Annotated in this window: 21 protein-coding genes; 17 read left to right on the top strand and 4 right to left on the bottom strand. The window is 64.8% G+C overall.

Annotated elements, in window-relative coordinates:
• Positions 1 to 340: 340 nt before the first annotated feature.
• Entirely contained in the window at positions 341 to 712 is a 372-nt protein-coding gene (locus tag RVU70_RS14940) for a hypothetical protein (RefSeq protein ID WP_363347652.1), read from the top strand.
• A 69-nt stretch (positions 713 to 781) separates the two neighbouring features.
• Here the strand turns inward: RVU70_RS14940 and RVU70_RS14935 are convergent, their stop codons facing one another.
• Positions 782 to 2710, bottom strand: coding sequence for a porin (locus tag RVU70_RS14935; protein ID WP_363347650.1), 1929 nt, complete (start codon positions 2708 to 2710; stop codon positions 782 to 784).
• 310 nt (positions 2711 to 3020) lie between these two features.
• On the opposite strand from RVU70_RS14935, the gene RVU70_RS14930 reads away from it, so the two are divergent.
• On the top strand, positions 3021 to 3215 hold the full coding sequence (locus RVU70_RS14930; RefSeq protein ID WP_363347648.1) for a hypothetical protein: 195 nt from the start codon (positions 3021 to 3023) through the stop codon (positions 3213 to 3215).
• 171 nt (positions 3216 to 3386) lie between these two features.
• On the opposite strand, the gene RVU70_RS14925 is transcribed toward RVU70_RS14930, so the two are convergent.
• On the bottom strand, positions 3387 to 4106 hold the full coding sequence (locus RVU70_RS14925) for a tetratricopeptide repeat protein (RefSeq protein ID WP_363347646.1): 720 nt from the start codon (positions 4104 to 4106) through the stop codon (positions 3387 to 3389).
• Positions 4107 to 4192: 86 nt separating this feature from the next.
• A complete protein-coding gene (locus RVU70_RS14920) occupies positions 4193 to 5809 on the bottom strand; it encodes a porin (RefSeq protein ID WP_363347644.1) in 1617 nt (538 codons plus the stop codon).
• A 343-nt stretch (positions 5810 to 6152) separates the two neighbouring features.
• Between RVU70_RS14920 and RVU70_RS14915 the strand changes: the two genes are divergently transcribed.
• The 4 genes from RVU70_RS14915 to RVU70_RS14900 all read left to right on the top strand — a co-directional run bounded on the left by RVU70_RS14915 (position 6153) and on the right by RVU70_RS14900 (position 10006).
• On the top strand, positions 6153 to 7409 hold the full coding sequence (locus RVU70_RS14915) for a TCR/Tet family MFS transporter (RefSeq protein WP_363347642.1): 1257 nt from the start codon (positions 6153 to 6155) through the stop codon (positions 7407 to 7409).
• Positions 7410 to 7463: 54 nt separating this feature from the next.
• Positions 7464 to 8828 carry a hypothetical protein gene (locus tag RVU70_RS14910; RefSeq protein ID WP_363347640.1) on the top strand — a complete coding sequence of 455 codons (1365 nt, stop codon included), beginning with the start codon at positions 7464 to 7466 and terminating at the stop codon, positions 8826 to 8828.
• A gap of 59 nt (positions 8829 to 8887) precedes the next feature.
• Positions 8888 to 9721 (top strand): RNA methyltransferase, encoded by an 834-nt coding sequence (locus RVU70_RS14905; RefSeq protein ID WP_363347638.1) that lies wholly within the window; start codon positions 8888 to 8890, stop codon positions 9719 to 9721.
• A gap of 69 nt (positions 9722 to 9790) precedes the next feature.
• Positions 9791 to 10006 carry a hypothetical protein gene (locus tag RVU70_RS14900; protein ID WP_363347636.1) on the top strand — a complete coding sequence of 72 codons (216 nt, stop codon included), beginning with the start codon at positions 9791 to 9793 and terminating at the stop codon, positions 10004 to 10006.
• 12 nt (positions 10007 to 10018) lie between these two features.
• On the opposite strand, the gene RVU70_RS14895 is transcribed toward RVU70_RS14900, so the two are convergent.
• The gene (locus RVU70_RS14895; RefSeq protein WP_363347634.1) at positions 10019 to 10414 is read right to left on the bottom strand and encodes a nuclear transport factor 2 family protein; all 396 of its coding nucleotides are present in this window, start codon (positions 10412 to 10414) and stop codon (positions 10019 to 10021) included.
• 65 nt (positions 10415 to 10479) lie between these two features.
• Here RVU70_RS14895 and RVU70_RS14890 point away from each other — a divergent pair, with 65 nt between their 5' ends.
• The 11 genes from RVU70_RS14890 to metK all read left to right on the top strand — a co-directional run bounded on the left by RVU70_RS14890 (position 10480) and on the right by metK (position 20486).
• The gene (locus RVU70_RS14890) at positions 10480 to 10707 is read left to right on the top strand and encodes a hypothetical protein (RefSeq protein WP_363347632.1); all 228 of its coding nucleotides are present in this window, start codon (positions 10480 to 10482) and stop codon (positions 10705 to 10707) included.
• A 96-nt stretch (positions 10708 to 10803) separates the two neighbouring features.
• Positions 10804 to 11364 carry a NifU family protein gene (locus RVU70_RS14885; RefSeq protein ID WP_363347630.1) on the top strand — a complete coding sequence of 187 codons (561 nt, stop codon included), beginning with the start codon at positions 10804 to 10806 and terminating at the stop codon, positions 11362 to 11364.
• Positions 11365 to 11429: 65 nt separating this feature from the next.
• Positions 11430 to 12200, top strand: coding sequence for a tRNA (adenosine(37)-N6)-threonylcarbamoyltransferase complex dimerization subunit type 1 TsaB (tsaB, locus tag RVU70_RS14880; RefSeq protein WP_363347628.1), 771 nt, complete (start codon positions 11430 to 11432; stop codon positions 12198 to 12200).
• 10 nt (positions 12201 to 12210) lie between these two features.
• Positions 12211 to 12699 (top strand): GNAT family N-acetyltransferase, encoded by a 489-nt coding sequence (locus RVU70_RS14875; RefSeq protein WP_363347626.1) that lies wholly within the window; start codon positions 12211 to 12213, stop codon positions 12697 to 12699.
• Positions 12700 to 12913: 214 nt separating this feature from the next.
• Positions 12914 to 14317, top strand: coding sequence for a tRNA (N6-isopentenyl adenosine(37)-C2)-methylthiotransferase MiaB (miaB, locus tag RVU70_RS14870; protein ID WP_363347624.1), 1404 nt, complete (start codon positions 12914 to 12916; stop codon positions 14315 to 14317).
• Complete coding sequence (locus RVU70_RS14865) at positions 14314 to 15354, top strand: PhoH family protein (RefSeq protein WP_363347622.1); 1041 nt, start codon at positions 14314 to 14316, stop codon at positions 15352 to 15354. The genes miaB and RVU70_RS14865 overlap by 4 nt, the downstream gene beginning before the upstream one ends.
• Positions 15351 to 15851, top strand: a complete 501-nt coding sequence (gene ybeY / locus RVU70_RS14860; protein WP_363347620.1) for an rRNA maturation RNase YbeY — start codon at positions 15351 to 15353, stop codon at positions 15849 to 15851. The genes RVU70_RS14865 and ybeY overlap by 4 nt, the downstream gene beginning before the upstream one ends.
• 9 nt (positions 15852 to 15860) lie before the next feature.
• Positions 15861 to 16793 (top strand): hemolysin family protein, encoded by a 933-nt coding sequence (locus tag RVU70_RS14855; RefSeq protein WP_363347618.1) that lies wholly within the window; start codon positions 15861 to 15863, stop codon positions 16791 to 16793.
• 79 nt (positions 16794 to 16872) lie between these two features.
• Positions 16873 to 18507 (top strand): apolipoprotein N-acyltransferase, encoded by a 1635-nt coding sequence (gene lnt / locus RVU70_RS14850; RefSeq protein ID WP_363347616.1) that lies wholly within the window; start codon positions 16873 to 16875, stop codon positions 18505 to 18507.
• Positions 18508 to 18785: 278 nt separating this feature from the next.
• A complete protein-coding gene (locus tag RVU70_RS14845; protein ID WP_363351354.1) occupies positions 18786 to 19148 on the top strand; it encodes a helix-turn-helix transcriptional regulator in 363 nt (120 codons plus the stop codon).
• A 147-nt stretch (positions 19149 to 19295) separates the two neighbouring features.
• Positions 19296 to 20486, top strand: coding sequence for a methionine adenosyltransferase (gene metK / locus RVU70_RS14840; RefSeq protein ID WP_363347614.1), 1191 nt, complete (start codon positions 19296 to 19298; stop codon positions 20484 to 20486).
• Positions 20487 to 20526: the final 40 nt, after the last annotated feature.

The raw sequence follows: 20526 nt of genomic DNA, 5'->3' as shown, positions 1-20526 counted from the left end.
GCGGCGGGCGTTCAAGCGCGCGGTGGGGTCGATCCGGTAAAAGGGAGACCTGCCCCGCGTATCGGGCCGTCGTCTGGGAATGTGAAGGAGGCTCGACAGCTGGTCGGACGCCCGAAGGCGTTTGTCCGATCTACGCGGCTGGAGCAGCCTCATGCTGCGGCGCAGCGGTTTGTTGCTACAGGAAGCGCGCGCCGCGGTCAACGGTTTTCGCCAAGGTCGACTTTTGTGGCCTTAGATCAGTCCATCGGCGCTTCATCGCTTCTGAGGGGCGCGAAAGGGAGATAATGTGGCCTCATCTCAACCCCCTTGGCTGTCCGGCGCAACAATCCGGAGTGAGCGTATGAAAAAACTCGGGCTGCTGACATGTGCTGTGTTTATCGCTTTCGCCTGCCCTGGCGTCAGGGCCCAATCTGCTCAGCAAAAGCCGGCCGATGAGCCGATTGCAGGTTGCGTCGATCGCGCCAAAGCGGAGAAATATATTTCCGACCACAATTACGCGGAGCTGCTGCGGGGAACGAGTTCGGATGGAAGAACCCATGGGGTCTGGACCAACGGCCGACAGGTCATGATCATCGATTACGCCAGACCTGCCGATGACAGAATGGACCAGCTCAAAACCATTTGCGTCAGCGGGATTGTCTCCAACGTCAGCTTCAATCTCTATGTCATCGAGAAGCTGGTGAGCTCCGCCGCGTCCTCGGACAACAAATAAGCAACCGCCATTGAGGTTGAAAAACTGCGCCCCCCGGGAGGGGGGCGCAGGTTTCGGGGACAAGGACGACTAGAAGTACACCTTGGCGCGCATTTCGAGGAAGGTCGGATGCGAGCCGCCCTCATAGGATGATTGCGGGTTCCAGTTCAGCGGCGACTTCAGCGACAGCACGTGCGTGGCGTTGAACTGGAAGGCGACGCCATTATCCGGATACCAGTTCACGCCAGCCGTGATGTTTTGCTGATAGCCGCCGTAGATGCCGGAATTGGCGATGGCGTTTTGCAGAAGCGTCGCATTGGCGATCTGCGCGGGGGTCCCCGGCAGAGGGCCGAACAAGCCGAAGCCGTTGTTCGCGACGAACAGGGCGTTGTTGATATTGCCTCCAGAGAACGGACCGTTGTTCAGGTTGAGAACGCTCCACCGGCCGACCAGACCCCAGGCGCCCCATCCGCCCATGGAGAAGGGGTTTTTGATCTTCAGCTGACCGAAGGTCACGCCGTTCTTGTCTTTCAGATCATACGACCGAGATTTTTCTTCGCCGGTGATCCACCACTCGCCCTGGACATAGCCGCCGCTCGCGATGTAGCGCGAATTGCCAGGCGAGAGGTAGATTCCTTGGGCTGGCGAGGCCGCACCCAGCTGAGTCAACTGAGCTTGCGCGAACTCAGCCGCCGCAAAGGTGTTGCGGTTGTAGTTTGCGAGCAACCATTCGCCCTGGACGAAGAAATTATTGTAGGACAGGGCGGCCTCGAGGTCGAGCTTTTCGATATTGTTAATGCAGTTTCCAGCGGCGTTATACTGGTTCCAGACCGTGCCGGCGGTCTGGAAGACGGTCGGCTGAAGGAAGCGGCCGCAGGAAAGATCGGGCGTTCCAAGGAAGTTGCTCCCGAGAACGTTGGCTTCCGACCCGAGCCGATTCCCCGGCGCCGAGTTACGGTCATCACTGTAAGCGGTGGCGCTATTCGGCTGATGATAGCTTCCAGCCACGCCAATATGAACGAGCCGATGTTCATCGAAGATCGGCGCCCAGGTTACGCGGCCGGTGGCCTCCCAATAAGCGCCGCCGCCCCAGGGCTGATACCAGTTGGCGTTTCTGACGCCGTAGCCGCTGTAGGCCGGCACATAGACGCCGACGTTTCCTGACGACGTATTGACGGGGCGCGCATTCAGATCCTGGAAGCTCAGCGAATATATGCCGAAATGAGCCGTCCAATTGTCCTTGCCGATCATGCCGGCGGCTATGCCGATGTGACGAAAGGGCGCAATCGCGTCAACGGCCAGCGGCCGCTCGATGGTGTCGCGATATTTCGACGACGCCAGGGCCTCCAGGCTGAATGACTCGTACTGGCTGCCAATCTTGAAATAGACCGGTTCGGCGAGCCAAGGCGCGGACAACCGCGGATCTTGCAGACCGACATAGGCGTCACGCCATCCGCCCCAAAGGAAGTTGCGGTCGGTAACATAGTTGCGCGACCAGAACGCCAGTCCGCCGACAGTGTTTGCGTTCGGTAGATTGGTATTCCAAAGCTGAGTCGTGGGGTTCGCGAAATCGAATTGAAGCTTGTAGAACCAGGGCTTCATACGACCTTCGACTTCAAGTCGCGCCTGACCAAAGCCGACGTTCGACTGCCATGCGTTACCCGGCGACCCAGCGGTGCCGCCGCCATCGACAAACAGGCGACCGCCGATCTTGAAGGCGTACGCCTTGTCTTCCGTCTCGACGAGAAGGCCGCTCTTCAGGCTGACGAAGACGGGCGGTGGCGGCGGGGGCCCATTGTCGCCCTTCACATGCGCGGCGTTGGCGACATTGGTCGCCTTCGAGGCGGCGGCGGCGGCCTGCGCCTTCGCTTCCTTCGCCTCCTTGCGCAATTTTGCAATTTCCGCCTCGAGCGCGCGCAGGCGTGCATCGATGGCGTTGACGTCGACGGCCTGAGCGCTCGTCGCCACGAGCAAGGCGCCAAGCGCCACGCCGCCAATTGCCCACTTTGCAGTCAACATTTCAATCTCCAGCCTGAGAATTCAGGAATGCCTATTTTTTAGGCTACACTTATACAATCGACCCGACCTCCACGACAAACACGTGACAAACTACGTCTTCGCAGGCGCTGCCGAAGTACAAGTCTCACTCCGTTGTACAAATGCAACATTGACACAAGGTCAAATAATAGATTCTGATAATTTTTCTCTTTTGTTTCTAGTATTTCTGACCTATATATACATAATCTGTACAGAAATACACTGGAGACATTAGCTGAAAATTGCCATTTTTTCCACGTTATGCATATAACTCAAAAATGAAACCGCTCTAATGGAAAAACTTCTGAAACAAACGCCACTCAAGGTGCCGATTGCGCTCTGGGTTTTCCAGGCGCCGCCAGGCCAATTTAACGGGGGAAAACTCTCGGAGTTGGCCGGCCAGCCTTGGATCCGGCCCGCCGTCCAGTGGCTTGATGAACGGGCGCAAGGCTTATCACCTGAGGGGCGTGGTGGCGGACTTGGCTGAACGGGGCTGAAACAACCCTCGTCGATCAGCCCCTCGCAAGAAATGAGAGCTTGCGAGCGCTCCCGTGAGCGACAGATCGGGAGGGTCCATATAGTGAAAAAAGAAAACGCCCCCGGAGACGTCCGGGGGCGTTTCTAACTGAGGCCGTTGTGGGGGCGCAGGCCCCCTCGATCAGTCGCAGTCTTTAAACTTCGACTCTCTGCACTTCTTCGCCATCGCCTCGGCCTTGGGAAGCTCCTCCGCCGATAAGGTCTTGGCGGAGAGGTCGTGCACGGATTTCTTCTCGCTTTCGGTCATGCCGAGCGCCGGCTGCTCGATCGCCAGATGCGTCCACATGTAGCCGCGCAGGAAATCCTGGGCGACGCCCTGGCCCTGGGCGTACATCGTGCCCAGGTTCAACTGCGCCTCCGGGTCGCCCTGCGCCGCCGCGAGCCGCACCCACTTCGCCGCCTCCCCATAATCCTGCTGAACCCCGGCGCCTTCATAATACATGCTGGCGACGTTCATTTGCGCCGCCGCAACGCCCTGACCGGCGGCGAGAAGGCTCCACTTCATGGCTTCTTTGTAATCGCGCGCGACCAACTGCCCTTCGAGATACATGGTGCCGAGGTTGTATTGAGCGGCGGCGTTGCCGCGCTCGGCGGCGAGCTTTGTCCACTTGATCGCTTCCCGGGGATCGCGCGGCGCGCCCTTGCCGATCATATACATGGCGGCGAGTTCGGTCTGCGCGCGGGCGTCGCCCTTCTCGGCGAGGGGCTTCAGCAACTTGAACGCCGCGGCGTAATCGCCCTTGCGGGTCGCCTCGGTCGCCGCCGCGTAATCATCCGCGCTGGCGAGCCCCGCTGGCAGGAGCGCGAGGAAGAGGACGAGACACCGGACCCAATTCAGCATGAGAGACGCCTTTCTACCCTGCAAACGGTAATGAGCGCCCCCGGGAGACCCGGGGACGCTCGGAGCCAAACCTGATCTACTTTAGATCAGTAGTTCCACTGCAGCTGCATGCGGAGCAGATCGCCCTGCCACTGCCGGTACGGCGCGAGCGCCAGGTTCGTTCGGTTCATATGCGCATAGGCGGCGGTGAACTCGACCTCCGGAAGCGGTTGCCATTCGACGCCCACCTCCAGTTCGTTGACCCTGTTGTACGGCGCGTTGACCTCGGTCTTCGCGCCGCCCCGATACTGCTGCCACTGGACATAGGGGAAGAAGGTGCCGAGACCGAATTCCTTGTCGTCGTATTTGTAGGTCACGATGACGTAGCCGCCGTTCAGCTTGCCGTCCTTGACGACCAGCTGGTACGGATCGAGCACCGGGCCGCGGCCCCAGTTCCATTCCGCGAAGACGCCGAAGGGCTGCGGATAGATGATGCCGGTGACGGCGACGCGCTCGTCCTTGACGCCGACGCAGCCGTTGACGCAGGACGGGTTCCAGACGCCCGCGAGCGGCGTCGGGTAATAGGTCGTGTTGAAGTTGCCCGGGTTGTTGTAACCGGGCGCATTGACGAAAGGCGCCACCGCGCCGGTAAAGGGCGAGGCGTTCCATGGATACTGGTTCGGCCGGTAGCCCGCCCAGTTCGTCGCCATGCCGAGCGAGGGAATGATCGCCGAGGTCGCCGGCACGAAGCGGCCCGTATAGCCCTGGATCGACGCTTCGACGACCTGGCCGTTTTCGAAGACGTACGGATAGGTGAAGCGTGTGACGAGATGAACGCCCTTGTTCAGCTCGACGCGGTTTGCGCCCTGACCATTGTAGACGCCGAAGGCGAACATGCCGTAATCGCCCGAACCCTTCAGGTTGTTCTTGACGAGATCCCGGAAGAGATGACGCATGTGCTCGGGCGTATAGTAAAAGAAGATGCCGAGGTCGCGCTCGTCCTTACAGCAGGTGTTGAGCCCGTCGGGGCGGTCGAGCGTCAGACGATTCTGCGACGACTGCATGTTGGTGAAGCCGTAGGGAATCTTCGACTGACCGACGCGGAAGCGGAATTCCTTCTTGTCGTCGACCGAAATGTCGGCGTAGGCGTCGCGCAACTGCGCGAAATTGCCGGCGTTCAGGTTATACGTGCCGACCTGGTAGTTGTAATACCCGTAATAAGGAACGCCGGAGACGACGGAGGACGGCGAACTGCTGAACGTGCCGGAAGGCGATGAGGCGAAGTCCGGCTGCAGGTAGAGATAGAGGTGGTCGGAGATGTCGCCGCTGAAGATCAGGCGGATGCGGCGAAGGAAGAAGTTCTGACGCGGGCCGACCGAGCGGTCGCCATAGGCGTAAGCGTCATTGAAGTTGTGGGCGGACAGGATGTCGTTGTAGCGCATCTGCGTATAGCCGCGGATGCTGATCTTCTCGTACCAGTGCTTCGGCGCCGGCGGCGCGCCGGCGATCACGACCGGAGCGGGATGGGCGGCCGCGGCCGCCGCCTGCGCCGCGGCGGCCTTCGCCGCGCGCCTAGCCTCGGCCTCCTGCGCTTCGAGTTTGTTGAGGCGCGCCTTCAGCGCGCGGATTTCATCGGCGGTGTCCGCCGCCGCAGGAGCGGCGAAGGCCACCCAGACACCCAGCGCCGTCAAGGCGAGGAGCCGATGCCCAAAAGACGATTTCATTTGTGGACCTTCCCCGAACGTTAAGTTCCGGGAGCGAGAGAATCCGCCGCCGCATGACAGAGCCGTGACAAAAGCGTCGTGACCGGCCCGGAGTTCGATTGTGACGATGAACTCCCCGGCAGCTGTGTCTCCGTTGCCACAGTTTATCCCGCTATGGCGTTGATTCGGGCGGCCAATCCAAGATGGTCGGGTTCAACGGCGATGGGGCTCCGGGAACGCGGTGGATGGCGGCGACTCATTTTGGAGCGCTTGCGCCGCGCCACGTCATTTGCGCCCGGCCTTCTTGCGGGGCCGGGACTTTGCGGCTATCGCAACCGCGACAAACTCCAGTCCAGGTAGGGTCATGACATCAGCGCCTCAGCCTCGAAGAGAGGCGGCGTTTCTCTTCATTCTCGTCACCGTCGTGCTCGACATGCTGGCGCTCGGCGTCATCATTCCGGTGCTGCCCAAGCTTATCGTTCAGTTCGAGGGCGGCGACCTGCCGTCGGCGGCCCGCGTCGTCGGCGTCTTCGGCGTCGCCTGGGCGGCGATGCAGTTTCTCTTCCAGCCGGTCCTCGGGGCGCTTTCCGACCATTACGGCCGCCGGCCCGTGGTGCTCGCCTCGAATTTCGGGCTCGGGATCGACTATATATTCATGGCGTTGGCCCCCTCCCTGCCCTTTCTCTTCGTGGGCAGGCTCATCTCCGGCGCGACCGCAGCGAGCGTCGCCACCGCCAACGCCTACATCAGCGACATTACCCCGCCCGAGAAGCGCGCAGGGCGCTTCGGCATGATCGGCGCGGCCTTTGGCCTGGGTTTCATCCTTGGGCCGGCGATCGGCGGCGCGCTCGGCGCCTATGACCTTCGCTTGCCGTTCTGGGCGGCGGCCGCCTTCAGCCTCGCCAATTTCCTCTACGGCTACTTCATCCTGCCGGAGTCGCTCGCCCCCGAGAAACGCACCCCGAACGTCGTCTGGCGCAGCGCCAATGTGCTGGGCTCGCTCGACTTCCTGCGCCGGCGGCTGGCGTTGACGCTCCTCGCGGCGGCGCTCTTTCTCTCCTATCTCGCGCATGAATCGCTCCCGGCGCTGTTCGTTCTCTATACGCAGCAGCGCTACAACTGGGACGCGAGCACGACCGGCTGGGCGCTCGCGATCGTCGGCGTATCGCAGACCATCGTGTCGGGCGCGCTGGTGCGCCCCGCCGTGGCGCGGCTCGGGGAGAAAACGACGCTGACCATCGCGCTCGCTTGCGGGGCTCTCGGCTTCGTCGCTTACGCCGTCGCGCCCACAGGCGCGGCCTTCATGGCGGCGCCGCCCCTCATCGCCATGTGGGGCATGGCGAACCCGTCCTTTCAGGGTCTCGCGACGCGGCTCGCCGGGGCCTCTGAACAGGGCCGCCTCCAGGGGGCCCTGGGCAGCCTGCGCGGCGTCTCGGGGATGATCGGACCGCTGATTTTTACGCAGATCTTCGCGTTCTCGCTTGCCGTCGACGTGTTCGCGGGCGCGGGCTTCTTCGTGGCGGGGCTCATGCTCGCGACAAGCCTCGCGATCGCTCTGGCGGCGATCAGGCGCGAGAAGGGCCAAAACGTCCCTGCGGAGGCTGGCCCGGATCGCCGTTAATGTCAGATTGATGGCTCACTGTTAAGCTGAGGGCGTCCTGCCTGGAAACCTAACATGCTCGACAGCGCCTCCGGCTTTCTCGCCCAATCCGTTCCGGCTCTTCTATGGTTCTTGCTCTTCTCGGTCCCTCCCTTCGCCGGGTGGTGGCTGCTTTTCCGATTGCCGCTCGGACGCCGGCGCTTCGCCTGCCGGATAACGGTCGACGCTCCGGCGGCGTTGATCTGGCGCCTTTTGGACCCACGCGGACCGAAAGGCGGCTTCAACCTTCTCCACGAGACGCGGGATAAGCGCCGCGCGCCTCATAGCGAGAAGCCTTTCGTCCGCCTCGTAGAGGAGCGGGAGGCAGGCGAGGGTAAGGGGCGGATCGTGTGCGAAGCGGCCGGCGCGCGCGTCGTAGCGGACGTCGACGGGACGGGCGACAGGACGCAGCTTACCGTCCTTTACGAAAAGCCAGTGACCGGACTGCTCGATTACGAACTGACGCGCCTCGCCCTGACGCGCGAGCTCACCGCGCTCGGAGACGCCGCGCTCGGCCACGGCGTCGAGACCGCCCCCCTGTTTCGCTTCGCGGGCTGGCGCCTCGCCCTGCTCGGCGTCGTCACCGGTCTCGCAATGGCCGCGCTTCTCCTGGCGCCGGCTTTTTATCTGGCGTTGAACGCCCTGGGCGTTTCGATGGACGCGCTTCTCGCGACCCCGGAGGCGCTGGCGCTCATCCTGCAGCTCGCAGGGGTCGCGACGCTGCTCTTGTTCGGTCTGCTCCTCGCCGTGACGCTCATACACGAGTTCGGTCATGCGCTGGCGCTCGCGGCCTTCGGCCATCGGGAAATCGTGATCAGCCTCGCGCCCTTCGGCGGCGGCGTTTCGATCGGCGCTCACGACCACGCCGACGCTTTCGAAGCGGGGGTCGTGGGCCTCGCCGGCCCGGCGCTGTCGGCGCTCGCGGCCTTCGTCGTGCAGCCTGCTCCTTCGGAGCTTTCCGAGTTGGCGCGCGGCCTCGCAAGCGCCGAGCCCGACTACGCCGCCGCGCTCGTCGGCGTCGCCAGACAAGCCTTCGTGCTGCTGACGCTCCTCTACAATATCCCCAACCTTCTGCCCTGGGCCGGCTCAGACGGGGCGCGGGCCGTCGCCGCGTTATGCAGGCCGGGCCGTGCGCAGCAGGTCGCGGCGGGGCTGCTTACAGCGCTGCTCGCGCTGCTTTTCGCACGGGCCGACGATCTCGTGGCTTTCGGGCTGATGTTTCTCGCCTTGGAATGGTTCAATCGCAGACCCGCGCTCGCCATGGACTCGCCCGACAGCCCTGGCCGGCGCCGTCTCGCCGTCGCGGCGGGGCTCGCCCTCGTCGTCGGCCTCTACGCGCATGAAGCGGCGCTGCTGCGACAGATCGACTTGCCCGCCGCGCTTTCCGTCACGCGCGCGTAACCCCTTCCCCCGCGCGCCGCTTCCGCCTAATTAGCGATCCTTGGCGAAAGGACGCGACAGTGGTCGGAGCGGGGACGGATCATACCAAGACGGCGCTCACCGGCGGGCCAGCCATTATTCTGGTGCGGCCGCAGCTCGCCGTGAACATCGGCATGTGCGCCCGCGCCATGGCGAATTTCGGCCTCTCCGACCTACGGCTGGTGTCGCCCCGCGAAGGCTGGCCGCGCACCGGCGCCTATCGCAAGGGCGCTTACGCCGCCGCCGCCGGGGCGACGCATCTGCTCGAGAGCGCGAAGCTTTACGATAGTGTCCGCGCGGCGATCGCCGACCTCAATTTCGTCTACGCGACAACGGCGCGTGGACGCGGTCAGATGAAGCCCGTCGTCACCCCGGCGAAAGCGCTCGGCGATACCGCGGCGCGCCTGGCTGTGGGCGAAGCGCATGGCTTTCTTTTCGGCCCCGAGCGCACCGGGCTCGACAATGACGACGTGGCGCTCGCCGACGCCATTCTCACCTTCCCCGTCAATCCGGCCTATGCCTCGCTCAATCTGGCGCAATCCGTGCTGCTCGTCGGCTATGAGTGGTTTCGCGCCGCGCATGGCGACGCCGTCCCTTACGAGATCGAGGAGCGCTCGCCGCCGGCGACGCGGGAGATGACGCTGGCCTTTTTCGATTTTCTCGAAGAGGAGTTGGACAAGCGCGGATTTTTCCGGCCGCTCGACAAAAAGCCTGTGATGTCCCGCAATCTGCGCAATATGTTCCACCGCATGGGCCTCACGCAGCAGGATGTGCGCACGCTCTGGGGCATGGTGGTGAGACTGGTGGAAGGCCCGCGCCGCGACCCGAAGAAAGTCTGGCGGCGGAAGAAATTGACGGAAGACGGGCAGAGCTGAGGGGGCGGTTGCCGCGCCGACCGCGCCGAAATCTGCTAGGCTGCGCCGTCACCCCAAGGGAGACGCCAAATGCGCTATGTGCCTACGATCATCCTATTGTGCGCCCTCGCCGCGCCGGCCGCCCAGGCCGTGCCGGCCCCCCGCTTGTTTGAGCCGTCCGTCTCCAAGGCCAGTCGGATCGTCACGATCGCCAAGCGCAGCAAAGCGTCGGCTCAGCGACAGAGTCGCGGCGGCGGCGGCGGGACCGGCGGCATCCATCCGCTGGTCGGAAGCGGCGGCTACTAATAAAAGGCCCGGTCAGTGGAATGAGGGCTTCACGCCCCGCTGCGCCGGCGGCGGCGGGGAGAGCGGGCTCGCCTGATGGTGCAGCAATCGCCAGCGTCCCTCGACGAGCCGAAACCAATTGGTCGCCAGCAGAAGCCCGCCGCCGACTTCCTCCACGCAAAACACCCGGCCGTCGGCGCCGTCGACGACGAGCTTTTCCTCGCGCGCCGTCACCGCCTCCTGCGACGGATTGCGAAAAATGTCGCGATAGGACCCGAGGATTGGCGCGCGGCCGATGAGTACCGGCCATCCCGGGTGCACGCAGGTGACGTCGGCCTCGGCCCACAGCGCCTCCATGGCGGCGAAGTCGCGCGCGGCGAAAGCGCGATAATAGGCGGCGTTGGCGGCGAGAAGGGCGTCTTCGTCCATGGCCCGAAGAACTTGGGGCATTTGCGCTGGTATGGCAAATGCAACGTCAGCTTCGGTGAAGGAAAATGGACGCTCTGACCCTCTTCGGCCTTTTCGCCGTCAGCGCCATGCTCGCGACTTACGCTCTGGAAGACCGCAGTCCGTGGTTCGTGCTGGGCTTCGCGGCCTCCTGCGCGCTCGGCTCGGCCTATGGGTTTCTGCAGGGCGCCTGGCCCTTTGGCCTCGTCGAAGCGATCTGGGCCCTCGTGGCGCTGCGCCGATGGCGCGAGCGGGCCTTTCGAGGACAGGATTGAATGCCCATCTAAAAAGACGTTCCATATCGCCCAGACCGAAACCGTGCTAAGCACGCGCCAATTCCCCGGCCTTGAACCGGGCGCAGGAGGCCAACCATGTTCATCCAGACCGAAGCCACCCCCAACCCTTCGACGCTGAAGTTCCTTCCCGGCCAGACCGTCCTCGGCCAGGGCGCCATGGAGTTCCGCTCCCCAGAGGCGGCGGCCAACGCCCCGCTCGCGCAGGCGCTGCTCGCCATCGACGGCGTCGAGGCGGTGATGTACGGCGGCGACTTCGTCTCCGTGACCAAGAACGGCGCCGACTGGGCGCATTTGAAGCCCGCAATCCTCGGCACGATCATGGAGCATTTCGCCTCCGGCGCGCCGCTGTTCACCGAGGGCGGCGCCGTGGCGCAGGACCAGGGCGGCGAGTTCTATGATCCCGCCGACGCCGAGACGGTGGCGACGATCAAGGAGCTCATCGAAACGCGCGTGCGCCCCGCGGTCGCCGGCGACGGCGGCGACATCGTGTTCCGGGGCTTCCGGGATGGAGTCGTCTATCTCGCGATGAAAGGCGCCTGCTCGGGCTGCCCCTCCTCCACGGCGACGCTGCGCAACGGCATCGAGAACCTGCTCCGGCACTTTCTGCCGCAGGTCAGAGCCGTAGAGCCGGCCTGAGCCGCGGGCCTTGGCGCTTCGCCCTTTGTTGCTTGGGCGCTCAAAAGGGTCATATTCTGGCGACCATGCGAATCCTTGCGATTGACACCGCCCTGCCCGCCGTCTCGGCCTGCGTCCTCGACAGCGACGCGGAGGAGCCCATCTCCGCCGAGTCCATTGACATGGAGCGCGGCCATGCGGAGGCGATCATGCCGCTCATCGAGCGGGTCATGAGCAAGGTCGAGGGCGGCTTCTCCACCATCGACCGGGTCGCCGTGGCGGTCGGACCGGGGTCGTTCACCGGCATCCGTATCGGCCTCGCGGCGGGTCAGGCCATCGGACTCGCCTGCAAGGCGGACGTTGTGGGCGTCTCGACGCTCGCGGCGCTCGCCGCTCCGCTCATCCTCGAGGAGTTCGACGGCGTCGTCGCCGCGGCGATCGACGCGCGTCACGGCAAGGTCTATGTCGCCGCCTTCGGCCCGGACGGCCGCGCGCTGTTGACCCCCCGCCGCGCCGGCGCCCATGAGGCGCTGCGGGCGCTCGGCGACGGGCCGTTTCTGCTCATCGGCTCGGGCGCCGACCTTCTCGCCAAGGAAGCGCGCGCGAACGGCCTGGCCCACAGGATCGTCAGCGATCGGGCGTCCCCGGACATCGCCTATGTCGCGCGCCTCGGTCTCGCGGCGAAGCCGGAAAGCGCCCCGGCCCGGCCGCTCTACCTCAAAGAACCCGACGTGACGGTTTCGGGCAAGCCGCCGCAGGAGGCCGCCCCCGCGCCCTCGGGCGACGCCGCCCGCGCAGAGGCCTTGCCGGACAGCCCCGCGACTGCGCCGCTCGCCTCCGAGCCCGCGCAGGCTTAAGTTTCCTGTCATGAGCCTTCTGACGAGTTTTTTCGCGAAGCCGAGCTTCATCGTGCAGCCCATCGGCGCCGAACGCGCCGAGGAGTGCGAGGCGCTGCATGGCGCCTCCTTCGCCTTCGGCTGGTCGAAGATCGACTTCGAGAGCTATCTCACCGACCCCCATGTCATCGCCGACGGCGCCGTGACCGAAGGGGCCAAGGGCAGGCTCGGCGGCTTCATCCTGTCGCGCCTGTTGCCGCCAGACGCCGAAGTGCTGACCTTCGCCGTCGACCCGGCCCGGCGCGGCGCCGGGCTCGGCTGGATGCTTTTGGACAAGCATATCGAGAATCTCGAACGCGGCGGCGCGCGGCTCGTCTTCCTCGAGGTCGCGGACGACAATGAGGCTGCGCTGAAGCTTTATTCCCGCGCCGGGTTCCGGGAGATTGGCCGGCGCGAAAACTATTATCAGCGCGCCGACGGGACGAAGCGCGCGGCGGTGAATATGCGGCTGGAAATGTAAGCGACGCTCGCCTGCACAGTCGCGCCGGCGCGGATGACCGGGCCGGACGACGGGGAGGTTGCGTTGTCCTGCTCAATTCGCCGTTCCGCCGAAAGAAATGGATTCGGCCCGACGGCTAAATGCCCCTATAATGGCGATCAGACTGTGAGCGCCGCCGAGTCGGGCGCTCCAGCGTGAGGGAGCAGACACGATTTCCAACCCGGTTTTGAATGCGGTGGCGACGCTCGACGACGCGCCCGAGGGCGCGCCTGCGCGGGGCGGCAAGGTTCTGGTCAAGTCCTATGGCTGCCAGATGAACGTCTATGACGCGACGCGCATGGCGGATTTGCTCGGCCGCGAGGGCTACGCCGAGACCGCCGAGGAAGCCGACGCCGACCTCGTAATCCTGAACACCTGCCACATCCGCGAGAAGGCGGCCGAAAAGATCTATTCCGAACTCGGGAAGCTGGCGCTCGAAAAGCGCGCGCGCGAGGCGCAAGGGCGCGAGATGAAGATTGTCGTCGCCGGCTGCGTCGCGCAGGCCGAGGGCGAGCAAGTGCTGAAGCGCCAGCGCGCCGTCGATCTGGTCGTCGGTCCGCAAAGCTATCACCGCCTGCCCGACCTTTTGCAACAAGCCAGGCATGGCCGCCGCCTCACCGACACCGAGTTTGCCGTCGAGGACAAATTCGACGCCCTCCCGCAGCCCAGCCGCGCGCAGATCCGCGCCCGCGGCGTCTCCGCCTTCGTCACCGTGCAGGAAGGCTGCGACAAATTCTGCTCCTTCTGCGTCGTACCCTATACGCGCGGCGCGGAGGTCTCGCGGCCCGTCGCCGACGTGCTCGCCGAGACGCAGCGTCTCGTCGAGGCGGGGGTGCGGGAGATCACGCTCATCGGCCAGAACGTCAACGCCTATCGCGGCGCGGACGACGAGGGCCGTGACTGGAGCCTCGCCCGCCTGCTCGCCGAGATGGGGCAGATCGAGGGGATCGACAGGCTGCGCTACACGACCAGTCATCCTGTCGACATGGCTCAGGACTTGATTGACGTGCATGAGTCGATCGAAAAGCTCATGCCCTATGTCCACCTTCCCGTGCAGTCGGGCTCGGACCGCGTGCTCAAGGCGATGAACCGCAAGCACACGGCCGCCGACTACCTCGACATCATCGCCCGCCTGCGCAAGGCGCGGCCGGACATGGCGTTGTCGTCCGATTTCATCGTCGGCTTTCCGGGCGAGACGGATGAAGATTTCGAGGACACGATGGCGCTGGCGCGCGCCGTCGGCTTCGCCTCCAGCTTCTCCTTCAAATATTCGCCCCGCCCCGGAACGCCGGGCGCCGAGCGCGACGACCAGATCGACGAAGAGGTCAAGCGCGCGCGCCTCGCCGCCCTGCAGGCGCTGCTCGAAGAGCAACGCCAGGCGTTCAACGCCGCCACGGTCAGCAAGACGGTCGACGTGCTGTTTGAAAAACCCGGCCGCCACGAGGGTCAAATCGCGGGGAAAAGTCCCTATATGCAGGCTGTGCATGTCAGCGGCGCCGCAGACAGGGTGGGGCGCGTGGCGCGCGTCGAAATAGTCGCGGCCGGCTCCAATTCGCTGGCGGGGCGGCTCATGGACGAGGGCGAGGAGGCGAAGGCTTGACGACGATTGACGACCTGCGGATCGGACGCCGGGACGAGGCGGCCGAACCCGACGCGGAAATCACCCTGGCCTTCGAAAACAACCGATATGCGTCCCTCGTCTTTGGCCATTACGACCAGAACCTCGCCAAGATCGAGCGCCGGCTGAAGATCGCCTCTTTCGCAAACGGCAATCACGTCACTCTGAAAGGCAAATCGGAGGCCTGCGAACACGCGAGGCGCGTGCTCGAAGCGCTTTACGAACGCATCTCAAAAGGGCAAACCGTCGCGCTCGGCGACGTCGACGGCGCCATCGAAGAGACGGCGCGCCAGCGCAGTCTTTTTCCCGACGCCGAGCCGGCGCGCGGCGCCTTCGAGCAGCTCATCACCCGCAAGCGCGGCCTCGTGCGCGCACGCAACGCCGCGCAGGACCAATACCTGCGCGCGCTGAAACGCTACGAACTCGTTTTCGGCGAAGGTCCCGCCGGCACCGGCAAGACCTGGCTCGCCGTCGGCCACGCCGTGCAACTCATGGAACAGGGCGCGGTGGAGCGGCTGATCCTGTCGCGCCCCGCGGTGGAGGCGGGCGAGCGGCTCGGCTTCCTGCCCGGCGACATGCGCGAGAAGGTCGACCCCTATCTGCGCCCGATCTACGACGCGCTGCACGATTTCATGGATTCGCGCATGGTGGAGCGCGGCATGCAGACCGGCATCATCGAGGTGGCGCCGCTCGCGTTCATGCGCGGCCGCACGCTCACCCGCGCCTGCATCCTGCTCGACGAGGCGCAGAACGCGACTTCGATGCAAATGAAGATGTTCCTCACCCGCCTCGGCGAAGGGTCGCGCATGATCGTCACCGGCGACCCCTCGCAGACGGACCTTCCGCCCGGCCAGACCTCGGGCTTGTCGGAAGCGGTTGCGCTGCTTTCCGAAATCGACAGCGTCGGACGGGTGCGCTTCTCGGAGGGCGACGTCGTGCGTCACGATCTCGTGCGCCAGATCGTGGGCGCCTATGACCGCGCCGCCCGCGCCAAGAGCAAGGCGCGCAGCGACGCATGAGTCTCGAGATCGACATGATCGTCGCCGCCGCGCCCTGGGACGGCCTCGACGGATTGGAGCGGCTTACGCGCGCCTGCGTCGACGCGAGCCTTGCCGAGAGCGGCGCCAGGCTCGTCGACGACTGCGAGATGAGCGTGACCTTTTGTGACGACGCCGAAATCCGGGTTCTCAACGCGCAGTGGCGCGGCAAGGACAAGCCGACGAATGTCCTGTCCTTCCCGACCCCGGGCCCGCTCGACGCCCGCCCGCTTCTGGGCGACATCGTCATTGCCTATGAAACCGTCGCGCGCGAAGCGGCGGAGCAGGAGAAAACCCTCAGCGATCACGCCGCTCACATGGTCATCCATGGATTTCTGCATCTGATCGGCTATGATCACGAGACTGCCGCCGAGGCCGAAGAGATGGAGGGCCTCGAAAGACGGATCGCGTTGCGGTTGGGCTTGCGCGACCCTTACGCCGGAGAAGCAGCCGACGAAGTGGACGAGCGGGCGAACTGAACGAAAGTCATGTCGATACGATCTGAAAACGAGGAGCCGTTAAGACGCAGCCACGAGGCGCGCGGCAACCTTCTCGACCGGCTGCGCGGATTGCTCGGCCTCGCCCCCGCCTCCGTGCGCGAAGACATCGAAGACGCGCTCGAGGAAGCCGCCGGCGACGTGACGCCGCATGAGCGCGCCCTGCTCAAGAACGTGCTCGGACTGCACGATCTGCGCGTCGAGGACGCGATGATTCCGCGCGCCGACATCGTGGCGATCTCGCAGGACGCGACGCTGCGCGAAGCGCTCGCTTTGTTCCGCGACGCCGGCCATTCGCGTCTGCCGGTCTATGTCGATACGCTCGACGATCCGCGCGGCATGGTGCACATCCGCGACTTCGTGAATCACATCGCTTTATGCGAGGACCAGCGCGAGGCCGCCGACGGGGCGGCGACGCACAAGATCATCGATTTCGACGCGCCGCTTTCGCAGGCGGAGCTGTTGAAGCCCGTGCTGTTCGTGCCGCGCTCCATGCCGGCGCTCGACTTGCTGATCCGCATGCAGACGACGCGCACCCATCTCGCCCTGGTGATCGACGAATATGGCGGCACCGACGGCCTCGTCACCATCGAGGACATTATGGAGATGATCGTCGGCGACATCGAAGACGAACACGACGTCGCGGAGCCGCCGGAGATCGTCGAACTCGAAAACGGCGATTTTCTCGTCGACGCCCGCGCCGATCTCGACGAGGTGACCGCGCGGCTCGGCGTCGATTTCCGCCTCGAGGACACCCCGGCGGAGGTGACCACCATCGGCGGCCTGGTGGCCTGGCTCGCCGGCCGCGTGCCGATGCGCGGCGAGATCATCGCCACGCCGGTCGAGGCCTATGAGTTCGAGATTGTCGAGGCCGATCCACGCCGGGTCGGCAAGCTGCGCGTGCGCGCGCGTCGACATCCCTAGCCGGCCCCAACGCGCTCCCCGCCTTAACCGTGACAAGCGGAGGCCGCTAAAGTCGGTCCGCTGATTCGCAGGGGCGCCCATGGCTCAACTTTCGCAATCGACCGCCGCGCGGGGGGGACTGACCTCTCTCCCCGAGCGCATCATTTTGGCCGACGGCTGGACGCGGCGCCTGGTCGCCTTCACGGCCGGCGCCGTCGGGGCGCTGGCGCTGCCGCCCTTCGACTTCGCGCCGGCCATGGTCGCGCCGCTCACGACGGCGGTCTGGCTGCTCGACGGCGCGGCCGGGCGCGGCGCGGGCCTGCGCGGCGGCGCTTTCCTGTCCGCCGCCGGCGCAGGCTGGTGGCTCGGATTCGGCTATTTCCTCGCCGGCCTCTGGTGGCTCGGGGCCGCCATGCTCGTGGAGGCGGACCAGTTCGCCTGGGCCCTGCCGCTCGCCGTGCTGGGACTGCCGGCCGCGCTCGCCCTCTTCCCGGCGCTGGGATTCGTCCTCGCCCGCGCCCTCTGGTCCTCGGGAAGCCTGCGCATTTTCGCGCTCGCCGCCGGCCTCGGCGCCGCCGAATGGCTGCGCGGCCACATGCTCACCGGCTTTCCCTGGAACGACTTCGGCATGGCGCTCGCGCAGGCGGGTCCGCTCGGACAGGGCGCGGCGCTGATCGGTCTGCATGGCCTCGACCTCGCGGCGATTTTGATCTTCGCGGCGCCGGCGACCATCGTCGACCGGGGGCCGGGCGAGCGTTTTCTCTCCAACGGAGCGGCGCGGACGGCCGCGGCGCTGCTCGTGGCCCTGACCGCCTATGGGACCTTGCGCCTCGCCGCGCATCCGACTGAATATGTCGACGGGGTGAAACTGCGGCTGATGCAGCCCAATCTGCCCCAGGACGCGAAATTCCGCCCTGACAACGGCCCGCAGATTCTGCATGACTATCTTGGCCTGTCCGACCGCGCGACGGCGCCGGACCGCACCGGAATCGCCGACGTCACCCATCTGATCTGGCCGGAATCGGCCTTTCCCTACATCCTCTCGCGCGAACCTCAGGCGCTTTCGGCGATCGCGCGGGCGCTTCAGGGCAAAATCCTTATTACCGGCGCCGCGCGCGTCGAAGGCGACGGCGACGGACGTCGCGGGAAAATCTTCAATTCGATCGAGGTTTTGCAAGGCGCCCGCCTCCTCGCCTTCTATGACAAGGCGCATCTTGTGCCCTTCGGCGAATATCTTCCGCTCGAGGGCCTGTTGCGGCCGCTCGGCGTCTCGCACCTTGTTCCGGGTATTTGGGATCAGGGCCAAGGGCCGCGCGCCCTCGTCGCGCCGGGCCTGCCTCGGATCGCGCCGCTGATCTGCTACGAGGCGATCTTCTCCGGGGAAGCCGCGCCAATCGACAAGGACGGGAAGCGGCCCGAGCTTTTGCTCAATCTCACCAACGACGGCTGGTTCGGGCGAACGCCGGGGCCGTATCAGCACTTCGCTCAGGCGCGGCTGCGCGCCATCGAGGAGGGTCTGCCGCTCGTCCGCGTCGCAAATACTGGAATTTCGGCCATAATTGACGGTTACGGACGAGTTCTGGAGTCGCTCCCGCTCGGCGAGAAGGGCGTCGTCGACGGGCGTCTGCCGACCGCCGCCGCGGAGACGTTTTTCGCGCGGCTTGGCGGCTTTGTTTTTCCCATCCTGTTGGCCCTGATTCTGGCCCTTGCCGCCAGAGGATGGTGGCGGGGGTAAAATGTTTTTAGCTACCTTGAGTTTAAGAAGCGCAGCCGTTCAGCGGTTTCAAAATAACGAGACTGGCTAATCCTGGATGAACGCCAAAAACATAAGCGGTCCGGCCGCCGCTATGTTTCGTTTCTACTGGAGGAATAAGAACTTTTTGCGGTTTTGGCCAGTAAACGATTAATTCTGTTTGCATTTGAACCATGTTAGGCTAAAACGTGGCAGGAGGGTGGTTGAACGTGAAGAAGACGCCAGATCCGATCGACCGTCACGTGGGCAGCCGTGTACGCATGCAACGCATCCTGATGAAAATGAGTCAGGAGAAGCTTGGCGAGGCCCTGGGCCTCACCTTTCAGCAGGTCCAGAAATACGAGAAAGGCCTGAACCGCATCGGCGCCAGCCGGCTCCAGCAGATCTCCAAGACCCTGAATGTTCCGCCGTCGTTTTTCTTCGAGGGCGCGCCGAGCCTGACGCCGGTGGACGGCGTCGGCTTCGCCGAGGAGTCGTCGTCGCAATATGTCGTCGATTTCCTCTCGACGGCCGAGGGCCTGCATCTCAACCGCGCCTTCGCCCGGATCAAGGATCCCAAAGTCCGAAAGCGAATCCTCGACCTGGTGACGACGCTCTCGGAGCAGGAGGAGAGCGAAGTCTAACGACTTCGCCTCAGCGACGGAGTTCTCTATAACGAACGCTTTGCGCCCTTCTGGCTTGACGGAACGAACGGCGGCTGGCACATCAACCAGCCGCACCATCGCAAAAACGTGCGAAATTCGTCGCCGGCGGCCATTGGGAGATTCGAAGTGACCCGGAAAAATTATCTGTTCACCAGCGAGTCAGTTTCAGAAGGCCATCCTGATAAGGTTTGTGATCGTATTTCAGACGAGATTGTCGACGAGTTCTTCCGTGAGGGCGCCAAGGCGGGGATCGACCCCTACGCCATCCGCGTCGCCGCCGAGACCCTCGCCACCACGAACCGCGTCGTCATCGCCGGCGAAGTCCGCGGGCCGCATATCTCCTTCGACCGGATCATCCAGATCGCCCGCAACGCGATTCGCGCCATCGGCTACGAGCAGCGCGGCTTCCATTGGAACACCGCCAATATCGAGGTGCTGCTGCACGAGCAGTCCGTCGACATCGCGCAGGGCGTCGACGCCAGCGGCAATAAGGACGAGGGCGCCGGCGATCAGGGCATCATGTTCGGCTACGCGACGAACGAAACGCCCGACCTGATGCCGGCCCCGCTGTATTATTCGCACAAGATTCTGGAGCTGCTCGCCCAGGCGCGCCATTCCGGCGAGGAAAAGGGACTGGGTCCCGACGCCAAGAGCCAGGTCACGGTCCGCTATGAGAACGGCAAGCCGGTCGAGGCGACGCAGATCGTGCTGTCACATCAGCATGTCGACGAGAGCCTGACCCCGGCCGACATTCGCCGCATCGCCGAGCCCTACATTCGCCGGGCGCTCCCGGAGGGCTGGATCACCAGCAACACGGTCTGGCACGTCAATCCGACCGGCAAGTTCTTCATCGGCGGCCCGGATGGCGACACCGGACTTACGGGCCGCAAGATCATCGTCGACACCTATGGCGGCGCGGCGCCGCATGGCGGCGGCGCCTTCTCGGGCAAGGACCCCACCAAGGTCGACCGTTCCGCCGCCTATGCCGCCCGCTATCTCGCCAAGAATGTCGTCGCCGCCGGCCTCGCCGACCGCTGCACGCTCCAGCTCGCCTACGCCATCGGCGTCGCCGAGCCGCTGTCGATCTATGTCGATCTGCATGGCACGGGACAGGTTCCGGAGGACAAGCTCGAGGCGGTCCTGCCGCAACTGGTGCGCCTCACGCCGCGCGGCCTTCGTGAACATCTCCAGCTCAACCGCCCGATCTATGCGCGCACCTCCGCCTATGGCCATTTTGGCCGCGCGCCGGAAGCGGACGGCGGGTTCTCCTGGGAAAAGACCGACCTCGTCGATCAGCTGCGGTCGCATTTCCGCTGACGCCAGTTGGCGCCATTGACACCGCAATGGCCGGGCGCGT

This window comes from Methylocystis echinoides (assembly GCF_040687965.1).
GTDB classification, from domain to species: Bacteria; Pseudomonadota; Alphaproteobacteria; order Rhizobiales; family Beijerinckiaceae; genus Methylocystis; species Methylocystis echinoides_A.
Note: the sequence above shows the minus strand (reverse complement) of the source record. Positions and strands in the feature narration are given on the sequence as shown.